The sequence below is a fragment of the Cupriavidus plantarum genome, assembly GCF_905397285.1.
Taxonomy (GTDB): domain Bacteria; phylum Pseudomonadota; class Gammaproteobacteria; order Burkholderiales; family Burkholderiaceae; genus Cupriavidus; species Cupriavidus plantarum.
In genome coordinates this window covers 756,720-771,100 of the sequence record NZ_CAJPUX010000001.1, presented here as the reverse complement: position 1 = coordinate 771,100, position 14,381 = coordinate 756,720, and the positions used below count along the sequence as shown (strand labels likewise).

Below are 14,381 nucleotides of genomic sequence, written 5' to 3'. Positions count from 1 at the left end.
CGATACCATGCCGGATCAGGGCAGGTCGAACACCAGCACTTCCGCGCCATCGCCCTGCTCGATCTTCACTTCCGCCACGTCCTGCAGCTTGGCGGCGTCACCGGCTTCCAGCTTCTGGCCGTTGACCGTCACCCGGCCACGCGCTACGTGCACATAGGCGCGGCGGCCGGCGGCCAGCGTCAGCGCGGCGGACTCGTCGCCCTCGAACAGACCCGCATAGAGCCGGGCATCCTGATGCACGACCACCGAACCCTCGGCGCCGTCCGGGCTCGCCACGAGGCGCAGACGGCCGCGCTTCTCGGCCGTGTCGAAATGGCGCTCTTCATAGCCCGGCTCGATGCCCTGTTGATTCGGCATGATCCAGATTTGCAGGAAGTGCGTCGTGTCGTGCGCCGCGTGGTTGTATTCCGAGTGGCGAACCCCCGTGCCCGCGCTCATGCGCTGCACATCGCCAGGACGGATCACGCTGCCGTTGCCCATGCTGTCCTTGTGGGCCAGCTCGCCTTCGAGCACATAGCTGATGATCTCCATGTCGCGGTGGCCATGCGTGCCAAAACCCATGCCCGGCGCCACGCGGTCCTCGTTGATCACGCGCAGCGGCCCGAACTGGATATGGTTCTGATCGAAATAGTCGGCGAAGGAGAAGCTGTGAAACGACTTCAGCCAGCCATGGTCTGCGTAACCGCGCTCGTTCGACTTACGGATTTCAATCATTTTGATGGCCCTCCTTTAGGCCGTAGGCTTTGCCGAATCGCCCGGATTGTGTGCCGGGTGGGGCGTAATGCGTTGCGATGCTTTGCAGTTTAGGCCTGTCGGAGTATATTGATGGGCACTGCCTTAGAAGCACTTATTCAGAATTTTTGAATCATGGCCCTGTCCCTTGAATCGCTAGAAGTCCTCGACGCCATCGAGCGCAAAGGCAGCTTTGCCGCCGCCGCCCACGAAATGGGCAAGGTGCCGTCGGCGCTGACCTACGTGGTCCGCAAGCTCGAGGACGATCTCGACGTGTTGCTGTTCGACCGACGCCGCCACCGCGCCGAGCTGACGCCAGCCGGGCGCGCGTTGCTCGACGAGGGCCGCCACCTGCTGCACGCGGCCGACGACCTGGCTCGCCGCGTCAAACGGCTGGCCACGGGCTGGGAGGCCACGCTGTCGATCGTCACCGACGACCTCATCAACTTTCGGGCGCTGCTGCCCGTGATCCAGGACTTCTATGCCGAGAACACCGCGACGCGGCTGCGCTTCGGCAAGGAAGTGCTGGGCGGCGCGTGGGACGCGCTCGTCAGCAACCGCGCCGACCTGATCATCGGCGGCGCGTACGAGGCGCCGAGCACGCAGGGCTTCCAGATCCGGCCGCTCGGCACGATGCCGTTCGTGTTCGTGGTGGCCGCGCATCATCCGCTGGCCTCGGTCGAGGGGCCGCTGACGACGATGGAGATCGCCAAGCACCGCATCGTCGCGGTGGGCGATACGTCGCGCAACCTGCCCGCGCGCACGTTCGGCGTGCTCGCCGGTCAGGACGTGCTGGTGGTGCCGAGCATGCGGGACAAGCTCGAGGCGCAGATCCGCGGGCTCGGCTGCGGCTGGCTGCCCGCGCCGATGGCGCAGCCGTTTATCGAGAGCGGCGTGCTGCAGGCGCGGGAGACGGTGGAAATTCGCGCGCCGGGCAACTTCAAGGTGGCATGGCGCACCAGCACGCGCGGCAAGGCGCTGCAATGGTGGGCAGCGAAGCTGGAGGACCCTCGGCTCGCGCAGGCTTTGATTCAGCAAGCGCCGATGCCCGTGATGGAATGAACGCGCCTAAACGTCCCGCCCGCTATCCCGACCCAAACGATGGCGGACCCAGTGATGGCGGCCCAAACCAGGGCGTCCCAAACCACGGCGCCCCAAAACATGGCGCCCCAAACTATCGCGGCCGCTTCGCCCCCTCGCCCACCGGGCCACTCCATATCGGCTCGCTCGTCACCGCGCTGGCCAGCTGGCTCGATGCCCGCGCGCATGGCGGCCAATGGCTCGTGCGCATCGAGGACATCGACTACCCGCGCTGCGTGGCCGGAGCGGACGAGGACATCGTCCGCACGCTGGTAGAGGTCGGCCTCGTCCCCGACGAGCCGCCCGAATGGCAGAGCCGGCGCGAGGCGCGCTATGGCGAGGCGCTGCGCGCGCTGGATGCGGCGGGCCAGCTCTATCCCTGCGGATGCTCGCGCAAGGAGATCGCCGACTCGCTCGTGCACGTGCGCGAACGCCATCAGACGCTCGGCTATCCGGGCACCTGCCGCAACGGACTCCACGGCAAGCTGCCGCGCGCATGGCGCGTGCGCGTGCCCGACGGCCCGGCCGCGACGATCTGTTTCGACGATCGCTGGCAGGGCCGCCAGTGTCAGGACCTGGAGACGGAACTCGGAGACTTTGTCCTGCGGCGCGCGGATGGGCTTTGGGCTTATCAGCTTGCGGTTGTCGTCGACGATGCCGCGCAGGGCATCACGCATATCGTGCGCGGCGCGGACCTGCTGGACTCGACGCCGCGGCAGATCCATCTGCAGCATCTGCTCGGCGCGCCGACGCCCAGTTACCTGCATGTGCCGGTGGTCGTGAACGCGGCGGGCGAAAAGCTCAGCAAGCAGAGCGGCGCGCTGGCCGTCGACGTGCGCGATCCGCTCGCGGCACTGCGCGAGGCCGGCGCGCATCTGGGAATCGTCAACGGCGAAATGACAGTCGCCCGCTGGCTGGAGCGGGCGATCGAGGATTGGAAGGCGCGATGGGTGAGCTAATCAGGTTAGCTCATCGGGTCAGTTGATCACGACTTGCGCGGCACGCCGCCGAGCAGCGCCGCGACGGGACGCTTCGGTGCCTGGCGGCCACGCGTGAGCGCGGCGGCAAGTTCGTCGGCCGGCGACTGCGTCGCGTTGCCATTGCCATGGCTCACGCTCGGCTCGTACGGACGCGAGAAGAACGGATCGTCCGACGGACGGAACGCGGTGCGCGACGACGAACCCTGCTCGCCACGGCGGCGGCGCTCTTCACCGCCACCCTCGCCCGCATCGCGCGCGCGGCGCACGTCGTTGCGCTGGCGGCGGCGGTCGGCTTCCTCGCTGCGCGCGCGTTCGCCGGTCGGGTCGAAGCCTTCGAGCTGACCGCGCGGCACGCTGCGCTTGATCAGCTTCTCGATATCGGCCAGCAGACGGTCGTCGTTACCCGGCACGTAGATCGAGAGCGCATCGCCGCTGGCGCCCGCGCGGCCCGTACGGCCGATACGGTGCACATAGTCTTCCGCGCTGAACGGCAGGTCGAAGTTGATCACGCACGGCATGGCCTGGATATCGAGGCCACGGGCCGCGACGTCGGTGGCCACGAGCGCGTCGATCGTGCCGCTCTTGAAACCTTCGAGCGTCTGCATGCGCTCGGTCTGCGTCTTGTCGCCGTGGATCGCGGCGGCGTTGATGCCCTCGCGTTCGAGATGGCGCGCCAGGCGAGAGCACCCGATCTTGCTGTTTACGAACACGATGCACTGCTTCGACTGGCCCTGCGCGGCGCGCTGCTTCAGCAGATGCACGACCGCGGCCTGCTTGTGGCCGTCCTCGACCTGATAGACCATCTGGCGCACGTTCTCGTTGGTCGAGTTGCTGCGCGCCACTTCGATCGTCACCGGCTGCTTGAGGTAGCTCGCGGCCAGCCGCTTGATCTCGGGCGAGAACGTTGCCGAGAACAGCAGCGTCTGGCGCTGTGCCGGCAGCAGGTTGATGATGCGCTGCAGGTCCGGCAGGAAGCCCATGTCGAGCATGCGGTCCGCTTCGTCGAGCACGAGCATCTGCACCTGCGACAGGTTCACCGACTTCTGTTGCACGTGGTCGAGCAGACGGCCCGGCGTCGCGACGAGGATCTCCACGCCACGGCGCAGCGCATCGGTCTGCGGGTTCATGTCGACGCCGCCGAACACGACCGTGCTGCGCAGGTCCGTGTGCTTGGCGTAACGTGCCACGTTGTCGTAGACCTGATCCGCGAGCTCGCGGGTCGGGGTGAGCATCAGCGCGCGGACCGGATGGCGGGCGGGCGAAGCGCTCGCATTGGCCATCGGCAGCAGGCGCTGGATGATCGGCAGCGCGAACCCAGCGGTCTTGCCCGTGCCGGTCTGCGCGGCCCCCATGACGTCCTTGCCCAGCAGCACGACCGGAATGGCCTGCGCCTGGATCGGCGTCGGCTTCGAGTAGCCTTGTTCGGTAAGGGCGCGCACGATGCGCGCATCCAGCCCGAAGCTGTCGAACGTCTGGTCCGGCGTCGGCTGTTGCGCCGGCGCGGCCGTCTGTTCGGTCTGGGTCTGGTCTGGGAGGTCGGTAGTGGTCATGGGTCTCGGTGTCGTGCGGGCGTCGGGCCCGGCGCAAAACGGACACGCGTCTGATACGGCGGCGATGCGTTGCAGGCAATCGCCTAGAAAATCAAAGACTTGGATTCTAACACCATGACTTGCCCGGGTGATGTCGGAACCCGCAAAATACGCGGCACCGGTGTCGCCGCCACGTCACAACCCCTAGCTTCATCACCGATCAAACCGGCGGCGTATCGACGAAGGCTTCGAACCGCTCGACCGCTGCGGTGAACGCGGCCAGGGCGGGATGCGCGGCGGCGTCTACCCGGCCCGGTAGCATGGCCTGGGTGAATGTCCACACCACCGCCGCCGTGACGTCGGCCTGATTCAGCTCCGCCTGTGCCGCCGGCGTCCGCCGCTGCGCGATTTCCGCTTCCAGCATCGAGAAGGCGCTCGCCCGCTGGCCGTCGACACGGTCGATCCACGGCCGGTGCTGCTTTTCCTCGGGGCGCAGGTTGTGCTCGTAGACGTCCTGCACCACCTTTTCGCAGGCGGCCAGCGCCAGGCCAAGCACGCGCAGGTCCTGCCGCCGGGCGGCGAGGTCACGCGGCATCAGGCTGCGGCCGCTGAGCGCCTCGGCGTAGTCAATGATGAACGTGGAGTCCATGAGCAGCACCCCGTCGTCGCACACGAGCGTGGGCGCCTTGACGACGGGATTGATGGCGCGGAACTGGTCGAACGTCCGGAAGACCGAGACCGATTCGTGGGTGAACGGCACGTCCAGCAGCTTCATCGAGATGGCCGCGCGGCGGACATAGGGGGAGTCGAGCATGCCGATCAGTCTCATGGTCTTGGCCTTCGTGTCGTGTCGTTGGAACCGGAAAACACGATGCTAAACCGTCGCGGCGCGGTTGTGGCGGGATCCACACGTTTCGTCCGCATTGCCTCCCCGCCAAGTGATCACATCGATCATTGAATTGATTGAACTGGTCATTTTTGAGCGATTCGCCTAAACTTCGGCCTGCAAGCGATCGAAACATGATCGGTTCGATCAAAATTCAACAGACGCAGGCCGCATCCCCACGCGGCAGGAGACGAGAATGCAGATTTCCATCAAGCGCGCCATCGAGCGCGTCCCCGGCGGCATGATGATCGTGCCGCTGCTGATCGGTTCGCTGGTCGCGACGTTCGCCCCCGAGGGCCCGAAGTTCTTCGGTTCGTTCACGGGCGCCCTGTTCACCGGCGCCCTGCCGATCCTTGCCGTCTTCTACGTCTGCATGGGCGCGAGCATCAACGTCAAGGCCACGCCGTACATCATCAAGAAAGGCGGCGTGCTGTTCGGCGTCAAGATCGGAACCGCGATGGTGCTCGGCGTGATCATGGGCCACTTCCTCGGCGAATCGCCGATCAGCTCGGGCATGTTCGCGGGCCTGTCCACGCTCGCCGTGGTGGCCGCGATGAACGATACCAACGGCGGTCTCTACATGGCGCTGATGGGCCAGTACGGCAAGCCGGAAGACGTCGGCGCTTACACGATCATGTCGCTCGAGTCGGGTCCGTTCCTGACCATGGTCACGCTCGGTGTGGCCGGTCTTTCCGCATTTCCGTGGCCCACGCTCGTCGGCAGCATCCTTCCGCTCGTGCTCGGCATGCTGCTCGGCAACCTCGACCGCGAGATGCGCGACTTCCTCAGCAAGGCCGTGCCCGTGATGATTCCTTTCTTCGCGCTGGCCCTTGGCGCCGGTCTCGATCTGCACAAGGTGTGGCAGGCTGGGATGCTGGGCCTGGGTCTCGGCGTTGCGGTGGTCGTGATCACGGGGTTCACGCTGTACTTCGCCGACCGTCTGACGGGCGGCACGGGGGTGGCGGGGGTGGCCGCGGCGAGTACGGCGGGCAACGCTGCCGCGGTGCCTACGCTGATTGCCGCGGCGAATCCCGTGTATGAGGAAGCCGCCAAGAGCGCGACGATTCTCGTGGCGGCCTGTGTGGTCGTGACGGCCGTGCTGACGCCGCTGGCCACGGCCTGGGTCGCGCGCCGCGTGGCCAACCGCCAGGCGGACGCCGTGGCGCGGACGGCCGCATGAGCAGCCGCATGCGAAGCAGCTCCATCGGCACGCTGCCCTCGCCCGGCGCGTGGCTGGTGATCGCCGACGATCTGTCGGGCGCCGCCGACTGCGCGATCGGCTTCGCCGCCGCTGGCGCGCGCACGATGGTGACGCTCGATGCGAAGGCTGCGGACGATGCGCTGGCAGGCATCGCGGATGCGGATGTGATCGCGGCCGATGTGGATAGCCGCCGGATGGCGCCCGCGCGGGCCGCTGCGTGCAATGTCGAGGCGTGGCAGCGGCTCGGCGGTGCGCGTGCGGTGCAGGCGCGGCGGCTGTACAAGAAGATCGATTCGACGTTGCGGGGAAACTGGGCTGCCGAGACGGCGGCGTTGCTGCCCCATGCGGGCGTGGCGATCGTCGCGCCGGCCTTTCCCGCGACGGGCCGTACCACGCGCGGTGGCTGCGTCTTCGTGAACGGAGAGCCGCTGGGCGAGTCCGACATCTGGCGGCTCGAAGGGCTGAGCGGCGTGGCCGATATGGCCGCGTTGCTGGCCGTGCATGATGTGCGCACGGCGGTGGTCGAGCTCGACGTGGTCCGCGCCGGCGATGCCGCCGTGCGCGCTCGCATCGCCGCGTTTGTCGCCGAAGGCGTGCGGGCGGTGGTTTGCGATGCCGAGAGCGAAGCCGATATCGGCGTTATCGCCGCCGCCACCGTCTCGCTCGATACGCCCGCGTTCTGGGTCGGCTCCGGCGGCCTTGCGCGTGCGCTGGCCACACACGGAAGCCCCGCCGAGCAAGGTCAAGGCAGCGCCAGCGGGATCGAACACCGCAAAGGCCCCGTGCTCGCGCTGGTGGGCAGCATGTCCGGCGTATCGGGCCGGCAGGCGGCGTTGCTGCGCGCGCGCACGGGCATGGACCATATCGAGATCGCGCCGCAGGTGCTGCGCGACGGATCGGCGCACGCGTCGTGGGCGTCGATCCAGCAGGACATCGCCGGACGCCTGCAAGGCGGCCGCGACCTGCTGATCGGGATCGGCCGCGACGAGGCATTCGACACGGCCGAGGGCCCGACGCTGAGCAACGCACTGGCGGCGCTCGTGCTGCCCTCGTTCGACCACGTTGGCGGGCTGATCGCCACCGGTGGTGAAACGGCACGCGCCATGCTCGCCGCGGCGGGCATCGCGACGCTGCAACTCAGGCATGAAGTGGAACCCGGCGTGCCGCTGTCGCGCACGCTGGAACGACCGGCGCGCCATGTGGCGACAAAAGCCGGAGCGTTCGGTACCGACGCGGCACTATGGCTCGCATGGCGCGCCATGCAGGCCGATTGAATTTACGATTGCCTGCGCAAGCCAGACACGCGGGGCATCAACAAGCAGGATGAAACGACAATGAGCGACTACCTCCCCATCATCGGCATCACCATGGGCGATGCCTCCGGCGTCGGTCCCGAGATCATCGTCAAGAGCCTCGCGCACGATACCGTGTACGCGCAATGCCGCCCGCTGGTGATCGGCGACGCGCAGCGCCTGCGTCAGGCCGCGAAGATCGTGAACAGCAAGCTGGAGGTGCGCGCCATCGCCACCCCCGCGGAAGCCCGCTTCGAAGCCGGCACGATCGACTGTATCGACCTGGGCCTGATCCCCGAGGACCTGCCGTTCGGCAAGCTGTCCGCGCTGGCCGGCGACGCCGCGTTCCGCTACATCGAACGCGCGGTGGAGCTGACGCGCGACGAGCAGATCGACGCGATCTGCACCGCCCCGCTGAACAAGGAAGCACTGCACGCCGGCGGCCACAAATTCCCGGGCCACACCGAGATGCTTGCCCACCTGACCGGCACGCCGGAAGTGTCGATGATGCTCGTGGCGCCGCAACTGCGCGTGATCCACGTGACCACGCACATCGGCCTGCTCGACGCCATCCGCAAGATCGAACCGGCACTGGTGCAACGCGTGATCGAGCGCGGCCATGAAACGCTGCGCCGGGCCGGCATCGCCGACCCGCGCATCGGCGTGTGCGGCATCAACCCGCACGCGGGCGAAAACGGCCTGTTCGGCCACGGCGAAGAAGAAGAGAAGATCATCCCCGCCGTGAATGTCGTGCGGGAGCGCGGCTGGAATGTCGAAGGCCCGCTGCCCGCCGATACGCTGTTCTATCGCGCGGGCCGCGGCGACTTCGACCTCGTCGTCGCGATGTACCACGACCAGGGCCACGGTCCGGTCAAGGTGCTTGGCCTCGAAGCCGGCGTCAACATCACCGTCGGCCTGCCGGTGATCCGCACGTCGGTCGACCATGGCACCGCGTTCGATATCGCGGGCAAGGGCATCGCCGACGAGCGCAGCCTGCTCGAAGCGCTCCGCCAGGGCGCGGAACTGGCCACGCGCCGCTGATCGGCGTCAACCAACGGGTCCCTCTCCGAAGGAGAGGGACCTTCCCTGCCTTCTTGGTAAGATCGCGGTCGTTCCCGAACTCCTGCCCCGCGCCATGAAAGCCGCCGACCGCCGACGTGCCATCCTCGAACGCGTGCTCTCTGGCGTCGACGCCAACGTGGAGCAGCTCGTCGCCGAACTTGGCGTGTCCGAGGCCACCGTGCGCCGCGACCTCACCGCGCTTGCGCGCGAGGGCCGCATCGTGCGGACCTACGGCGGCGCCGCGGCGCTCACGACCGTCGGCTCCCACGAACCCGAAGCCCCGCTCGAAGAACGCAAGGCGCTGCAACGCGACCAGAAGGACGCGATTGCCCGCACCGCTGCAAGCTTTGTCCGCGACGGTGATGCGGTACTGCTCGACAGCGGCACCACGGCCGCCGCGCTGGCCCGCCTGCTGGCCGCACGCGAAGACCTTCACGTCTACACCACAAACCTGCTGGCGGTGAATGCGCTCGCCGGCCTGCCTAAGATCCGCGTCACGCTGATCGGGGGGGACGTGCGCCCTTCGAGCATGGGCACGTTCGGCCCGCTCGCGCAGCTCGCCCTCTCGCGCATCAGCGTCGACAAGGCGTTTCTCGGGGCCGACGGCGTGGTCGCCGGCGTGGGCCTGTGCGAGGCCACGGCCGAACAGGCGTACCTCAAGGAATGCATCATCCGGCAGGCCGCGGACATCTTCGTGCTCGTCGACTCGACCAAGCTGGGCCGCGCGCGGCAGCAGCACTGGACGCCGCTGGAACGCGCGTGGACCCTCGTCACCGATCGCGACGCCTCCAGCGCGCAGCTGGAGCCGTTCCGCGCGCTCAAGCAGGTGCAAGTCACCGTGGCGCCCTGATCTGCCCTGATCTGTCCTGATCGGCAGCGCCTTCGCATAAGCTTTCCCGCTTTTATTCGTTCGCGCCGCGCGATACGCACGGTACGTTGGCAGTTTGCCAACCCCGAGACCGAATCGTGAGCGACGTGCGCAATCCCCGACGACAATTCCTGCGGCAAGGCGCCGCTTCGCTGGCCATGCTCTATGCGGGCAGTGGTGCTTTCGCGCAGGGCCGCGTGGTGCTGAAGGCCGGCGACCAGAAAGGCGGATTCCGCGCGCTGCTCGAAGCCGCCAACGCGCTCGAGGGCGTCCCCTACGATATTCAGTGGACCGAGTTCCCGGCGGCGGCACCGCTCGCCGAAGCGCTCAACGCGGGCGCGGTCGATAGCGGGCCCATCGGCGACGCCCCGGCAATCTTCGCGCTGGCCGCCGGCACGCGCATCAAGCTGATCGGCGCGAACCGCTCGGACCCCTATGGCACCGCCGTGCTCGTACGCCCCGATTCGCCGCTGAAGACGGCGGCCGACCTCAAGGGCAAGACCATCGGCACCAACCGCGGATCCATCGGCCATTACGTCGCGCTCAAGGCGCTCGAGTCGGCCGGGCTGGGGCCGAACGATGCGAACATTCGTTTCCTCCCGCCCGCCGATACCAAGCTCGCGCTGACCAATGGATCGGTCGACGCATGGGCGACATGGGAGCCCTATACAGCGATGGCGGAGACCAGCGGCCACGCACGCGTGCTGGTGAGCGGACGCGGCTTGTCGTCAGGGCTGAGCTTCCTCGCGGCGACGGAAAGCGCGCTTGCGACGAAGCGCGCGGCCCTGCAGGACTTTTTGCAGCGCGTGGTCCGCGCGCAGCGATGGTCGTATCAGCATGTGCCCGAGTACTCGGCCTCGCTGGCGCGCATCATCGGTATCGCGCCGGAAGCCGCGCGGCTGCAGTTCGAGCGGCGCAATACCCAATGGCGGCCAATCGACGCCGCCCTCATCGCCACGCAGCAGTCGACGGCCGACTTCTACCTCAAGACCGGCCTGCTCAAGCAGCGCCTGGACGTGCGCCAGACCTTCGACACGACCTTCGCGCTGCCTGCCTGACCTGCCATACCGGAGGCCTTACACCACCCGGAAGGCGTGGGTGCCGTCGCGATCGAGTTGCGCGATCAGGCCGAACTCCCAGTCGAGATAGGCCTGCATCGCGGCAGCGGCATTGTCGGTGCCTTCATACGGACGGCGATAGCGATCGGTGCGCGGCACCGACAGGCGCGTTTCGCCCTGCTCCACGGCGAGCCCCGCCGCGATCCACGCGCTCGTGCCCCCTTCCAGCACATGCACCGTGGCGTCGCTGCCCTGCGCCGCGAGCAAGGCCCGCAGATCGACGGCCGCGAAGCGCGCGAGCTGGCTCGTGCCGCAGGTGAGGACGTAGCGGCGCGCCTTTGGAATCGTCTTCAGCGCATCCGCGAGTTGCGCGCGGATCGCGAACCATGCGCCGGGAATGTGCTGGCGCACGTAGTTCGCGCTGGCCGTGACGTCGAGCACGGCGGTGTCGCCGGCATCGATCCACGTCGCCAGCGTGGCCGGGCGGATGGTGTCGGTTGGCGCGGCCTCCGGCGCGGGGACCTTCGTCGCGCCACGCTCGCTGCGCGCGCCGTCATCGGTGGGTTCGACCACCGTCACGTCCCACCCCATCTGCGCGAGCCATGACGCGGTCATGTCCGCGCGCACGCCATCGTCGTCGGCCAGCACGATACGCGCGCCGCGCACGGGCGCGCTGTGATCGGTCTCCTGCACGAGCTGGCCGCCCGGCGCGTTGACGAAGCCCGGCAGATGGCCATCCGCGAATTCCTCGGGCGTGCGCACGTCGAATCGATATACGGTGCGCCCCGGCGCTTCGAGCGTATGCAAGGCATCGTGGGCAAGGCGTTGCACGCCCGCGCGCGTGGCGATCTCGCGAGCCCCCGCGCGGGCGGCGTCCCGGCGCGCCGCGTCGACGACCGCGGGTGCGCGGCGGCTCGCACCGTGATCGAGCGACTGGCCGGCCAGCGTCCAGCCGATCGTGCCGTTGCGCAATGCCGCAACGGGATTCGGCACGCCCGCGTTGATCAGCGACTGCGTGCCGATGATGCTCCGCGTGCGCCCCGCGCAATTGACGATGATGCGCGTCGCCGGATTCGGCGCGAGCTCGCGCGCGCGCAACACCAGCTCAGCGCCCGGCACGCTCGTCGCCGTGGGGATGCTCATGGTCTGGTATTCATCGAAGCGGCGCGCATCGACGATGACGACGTCCGCCTTCGCATCGATCAGCGCCTGGACCTCGGGCGCGGACAGCGATGGCGTATGGCGCTTCGATTCGACCAGTTCGCCGAACGACTTGCTCGGCACGTTGACGTCGCGGAAGGTCTCGCCACCGCCCGCGATCCAGCCATCGAGACCGCCTTCGAGCGCGGTCACGTCCGTATAGCCGAGCGAACGCAGAACGGCCACCGCGCGCGGCGCCAGGTCTTCATCGCCATGCACGCCATAGACGACGATGCGCGTGTCGCGGCGCGGAATGCGCGACCACGCCTGCAGTTCGAGCTTCGACAGCGGGAAATTCGACGCCCACAGCGGATGCGATTGCGCGTACGGATCTTCCTCGCGCACGTCGAGCAGCGCGATCTCGGCGCCCTCGAGCAGGGCTTGGCGAACGGCGGCGGGAGATGTGGTGGCGATGGCGGGGGTAGCGGCGGTCATGACGCGATCGGGTCCTTCGAACGGTCCCACGGGTTAGGCAGGAAAGGATTGGAATAGCCGGAGATGAACGACTTCGTCTCGCCCTCCTCCGTGTAGACGTGTCGGCGTACCGCGCCGATGTTGGCGCCGTACACATGAATGCTGATAGAGACGCGGTCCTGGAACGCGTTGTGCACGCGGTGGATGTCGCCCACACGCGGCGACACGGCCTCGACGTGGCCGGGCTCCAGACGGATGGCCTCCCCATGCGGGCGTGGCCGGCCCTCCGCGTCGAGCGCATAGGGCTGCGAGTACTCGGCGCCGCGCAGCATGCCGATCAGGCCCCAGACGGTGTGGTCGTGGATCGGCGTACGCTGGCCCGGCCCCCACACGAAGCTGACGATGGAGAACCGCTCCGCGGAATCGCAGTGCAGCAGCATCTGCTGGTAGTACTCGGGATGCGGCTGCGCGAAGGCGTCGGGCAGCCAGTCGTCGCGCGCCACCAGCGTGGCCAGCAATTGCCCGCCCTGCTCGAGGATGCGGGGCTCGTCGGGATGCTGGTCGAGCAGGCGCGTGAGGTCGGTGATGAACTCGCGCAGCGGCGCGAGCGAGCGCGTCACGGGAATGGCGGGGTCGGACATGTCGTCTCCATGCGTGATTGGTATGTTACCCGCCACAGTATCCGAAAACGTGCCGGCCGGGTGGGGCTGCATCGGCACGATGCCCCGTCGTTCCATCGTCCCATCATCCCATCGTCCCTTCGTCCCATATTCAAGCCTCCAGCGCCTCGCGGCCGGCCGCGACGAGGATCGAATCGTTCTGCGGCGTGTGGATGCGGCTGCAGAGCACGTCGCGATAGTGACGTTCGAGCGGATTGTTGCGGCTGAGGCCGTGATTGCCGGACAACTGGAGCGCGAGTTCCAGCGCGCGGATCGCGTTGCCCGTGACGGTGAATTTCAACAGGCCGCTGTCCTGCGCCGTGCCGGGCGCGCCCCGATCGGCGTCCGCGGCGGCCGCGTCGAGCAGCACCGCGTTGGTGCGCAGCAGCGCGGCGATTTCGCCCGCATGTTCCTGCACGCGCGGCAGCGATGCCAGCGGCGCGCCGAGACTGCCGGGCGCGCGGGCGCGCAGAAAGCCGCGCAGCCAGTCGAAGCCCGCCCGCGCGACCGCATCGTAGAGGCTGCCCAGCAGCACGATCATCCACGCCTGCTGATCGGCGTTGGCGTCGATATCGGCCTGACTGGCGCCGGCCGGCGCCCACGCCGCCGGCGCGCGCACATCGACCGCGTGCGCCGCGGGAATCCATACGTCGTCGATCACGGCCTCGTGGCTGCCCGAGGCGCGCAGGCCGAGATGGTTCCAGCTTTCGACGATCGTGATGTTGCCGCGAATGTTCTCCAGGCCCGCGGCGGGCCCGGGCACGAGGAAGATGCCGACGCGCGGCTCCGGCTCGTCGGTACGGGCCCACACCGACAGCCACCGCAGCGCGGGGATGCCGGTCGTGTAGAGCTTGTGGCCGCTCACGCGCCAGCCATCCTCCACGCGGCGCGCGATGGTGGCGGGCAGACCGCCGCGCGCGGGCGAGCCCAGCTGGGGTTCGACGCGCAGCGCGTTGATCAGCGCACCGTGCTCCACCGCGGTGGCGAAGACCTCGCGGCGCACCGGGTCGGGCCAATGCGCATCGCGGCGGCCGATCGCCCTGTGCTGCAGGTAGGTCATCGTCAGCACGAGTGCCGTGGCGGCATCGCCGCGCGCCACGGCCGCCACGATGCGACGCGCCTCGGACAGGCTCGCGCCGCCGCCGCCGTGCTCGCGCGGCACCACCTGCGCGATGAGGCCCTCCGCATGCAGCAGCGCGAAGTTGTCGTGCGGGAACGCCCCACTGGCGTCGTGTGTCGCGGCGTTGGCGGCCAGGCGCGCGGTGATGGCCGCCAGCCGGTCCTCGGCGATGGCTGTGCCGGAGAGCGGCGCGCTGGAGAAAGGTGCACCCGCGAAGGCATCGGCACGCAGGAGAACGGTGGACATGCGATGAGGCCCGTGGCCCGGGCGGCTAGCGTGAAACGTCACAGCGTATCGCGC

The 14,381-nt window shown here is 68.3% G+C and carries 13 protein-coding genes; 7 read left to right on the top strand and 6 right to left on the bottom strand.

The genetic code is table 11. The annotated features are described in order from the left end of the window. Nucleotides 1-15 precede the first annotated feature (15 nt). Nucleotides 16-714: a pirin family protein gene (locus tag KHP16_RS03585; protein ID WP_211959587.1), complete on the bottom strand. Its 699-nt coding sequence runs from the start codon at nt 712-714 to the stop codon at nt 16-18. Nucleotides 715-867: 153 nt separating this feature from the next. Between KHP16_RS03585 and KHP16_RS03580 the strand changes: the two genes are divergently transcribed. Further along, on the top strand, nt 868-1,794 hold the full coding sequence (locus KHP16_RS03580; protein ID WP_109581759.1) for a LysR family transcriptional regulator: 927 nt from the start codon (nt 868-870) through the stop codon (nt 1,792-1,794). Continuing rightward, on the top strand, nt 1,791-2,771 hold the full coding sequence (gene gluQRS / locus KHP16_RS03575; RefSeq protein WP_211959586.1) for a tRNA glutamyl-Q(34) synthetase GluQRS: 981 nt from the start codon (nt 1,791-1,793) through the stop codon (nt 2,769-2,771). The genes KHP16_RS03580 and gluQRS overlap by 4 nt, the downstream gene beginning before the upstream one ends. Nucleotides 2,772-2,797: 26 nt before the next feature. On the opposite strand, the gene KHP16_RS03570 is transcribed toward gluQRS, so the two are convergent. Beyond that, entirely contained in the window at nt 2,798-4,342 is a 1,545-nt protein-coding gene (locus tag KHP16_RS03570) for a DEAD/DEAH box helicase (protein ID WP_244214658.1), read from the bottom strand. A gap of 199 nt (nt 4,343-4,541) precedes the next feature. Further along, the gene (locus KHP16_RS03565; RefSeq protein ID WP_211959585.1) at nt 4,542-5,150 is read right to left on the bottom strand and encodes a glutathione S-transferase family protein; all 609 of its coding nucleotides are present in this window, start codon (nt 5,148-5,150) and stop codon (nt 4,542-4,544) included. A 253-nt stretch (nt 5,151-5,403) separates the two neighbouring features. On the opposite strand from KHP16_RS03565, the gene KHP16_RS03560 reads away from it, so the two are divergent. The 5 genes from KHP16_RS03560 (at nt 5,404) to KHP16_RS03545 (ending at nt 10,688) form a co-directional block, all read left to right on the top strand. Then, on the top strand, nt 5,404-6,387 hold the full coding sequence (locus KHP16_RS03560; RefSeq protein ID WP_109581762.1) for a 2-keto-3-deoxygluconate permease: 984 nt from the start codon (nt 5,404-5,406) through the stop codon (nt 6,385-6,387). An 8-nt stretch (nt 6,388-6,395) separates the two neighbouring features. Continuing rightward, nucleotides 6,396-7,682 (top strand): four-carbon acid sugar kinase family protein, encoded by a 1,287-nt coding sequence (locus tag KHP16_RS28270; RefSeq protein ID WP_109582744.1) that lies wholly within the window; start codon nt 6,396-6,398, stop codon nt 7,680-7,682. Between the two features lie 60 nt (nt 7,683-7,742). Then, nucleotides 7,743-8,741 (top strand): 4-hydroxythreonine-4-phosphate dehydrogenase PdxA, encoded by a 999-nt coding sequence (pdxA, locus tag KHP16_RS28265; protein ID WP_109581763.1) that lies wholly within the window; start codon nt 7,743-7,745, stop codon nt 8,739-8,741. A 94-nt stretch (nt 8,742-8,835) separates the two neighbouring features. Then, the gene (locus KHP16_RS03550) at nt 8,836-9,612 is read left to right on the top strand and encodes a DeoR/GlpR family DNA-binding transcription regulator (protein WP_121491239.1); all 777 of its coding nucleotides are present in this window, start codon (nt 8,836-8,838) and stop codon (nt 9,610-9,612) included. 176 nt (nt 9,613-9,788) lie between these two features. After that, nucleotides 9,789-10,688, top strand: a complete 900-nt coding sequence (locus tag KHP16_RS03545) for an ABC transporter substrate-binding protein (protein WP_218891810.1) — start codon at nt 9,789-9,791, stop codon at nt 10,686-10,688. Between the two features lie 18 nt (nt 10,689-10,706). Here the strand turns inward: KHP16_RS03545 and KHP16_RS03540 are convergent, their stop codons facing one another. The 3 genes from KHP16_RS03540 to KHP16_RS03530 form a co-directional block, all read right to left on the bottom strand. Further along, complete coding sequence (locus KHP16_RS03540; protein WP_109581765.1) at nt 10,707-12,323, bottom strand: rhodanese-related sulfurtransferase; 1,617 nt, start codon at nt 12,321-12,323, stop codon at nt 10,707-10,709. Beyond that, nucleotides 12,320-12,943 carry a cysteine dioxygenase family protein gene (locus tag KHP16_RS03535; protein WP_109581766.1) on the bottom strand — a complete coding sequence of 208 codons (624 nt, stop codon included), beginning with the start codon at nt 12,941-12,943 and terminating at the stop codon, nt 12,320-12,322. Before KHP16_RS03535 ends, KHP16_RS03540 begins: the two co-directional genes overlap by 4 nt. A 130-nt stretch (nt 12,944-13,073) precedes the next feature. Then, on the bottom strand, nt 13,074-14,327 hold the full coding sequence (locus tag KHP16_RS03530) for an acyl-CoA dehydrogenase family protein (RefSeq protein ID WP_109581767.1): 1,254 nt from the start codon (nt 14,325-14,327) through the stop codon (nt 13,074-13,076). Nucleotides 14,328-14,381 lie beyond the last annotated feature (54 nt).